This window comes from Sphingomonas sp. 66-10 (assembly GCF_001897045.1).
Classification (GTDB): domain Bacteria; phylum Pseudomonadota; class Alphaproteobacteria; order Sphingomonadales; family Sphingomonadaceae; genus Sphingomonas; species Sphingomonas lycopersici.
In genome coordinates, this window is sequence record NZ_MKRR01000007.1 from 1 (window position 1) to 975 (window position 975).

Here is a 975-nt window from a genome sequence, read left to right on the forward strand (position 1 = left end):
CGCTAGGCTACCGATCACCCCGCGAGTACATCACCCAAACCCGCGAGGCCTCGTCAGGCAATTAGGGGGCAACGACACATACGCTCGTGGGCGACGGTTCTAGGTTGTCGCGGGGCGGGGTCTCAATCCGGAAACCCGCTCCGCAAGTACGAAGAGAGGCCAGAGACAAGTGGCATCTAATTATGAAAGGCAGCGATCTCAACGACTGTGACCTCAACGCGGATTGCAGGCCACGAGACTCGCGGTGCGCTGAAGGCTGTCTCTCGAGGGGAAGCTGACGAAACACGGATGCGACAGAGCGCGCGACTGAATGTTTGATCAGGAGGGTGCATGGCGCCAAACCCGCCTTCACGACGCGATCGCCCTCGAGAATCCGCAACATCCCAGGCAGGGTGCGAGGAAGCTATGCAGCATCGCCGCCCAGGCGTAGTCGTTGCTCGGCCTCCACCATATAGTCGCGTATTTCCGGCACGGCAGCGCGACTCTTCGCGAGTTGTACCTGATAATTGACCATACCTCCTGTGCGGAAGGCTTCCGCGGCGCCGGCGAGGTAGAAGGTCCATAGACGAAAGAAGCGCTCGTCATATAGCGCGATGATCTGGTCCTTCGCGGCGACTGTACGATCGTACCAATGATCGATCGTCCTCGAATAGTGACGTCGGAGGATCTCGATGTCGGTCGGAAACAGCTTCGTTCCTTCATAGCCGCGCACGATCTCAGACAGTGCAGGGTTGTACCCGCCCGGAAAGATGTATTTGGTCGTAAACGTGTCGGTGACCCCCGGGCCATCCATCCGGCCGATCGTATGCAGCAGCATCACTCCGTCATCAGAAAGCAACGCGCGGCACTTGCGGAAGAAGGTTCCATAATATGCTGGGCCGACATGCTCAAACATGCCCACAGAGACGATTCGGTCAAACCGGCCGGTTACAGCACGATAGTCGAGCAATTCGAAGCGGACCTTATCGGAGACGC

At 58.5% G+C, this 975-nt stretch carries 1 protein-coding gene; it reads right to left on the minus strand.

Annotation, left to right across the window (positions count from 1 at the left end):
- Positions 1 to 403: 403 nt before the first annotated feature.
- Positions 404 to 975, minus strand: a 572-nt coding sequence (locus BGN95_RS01105) for a class I SAM-dependent methyltransferase (protein ID WP_286771369.1), incomplete at its 5' end; no start/stop codon positions are given.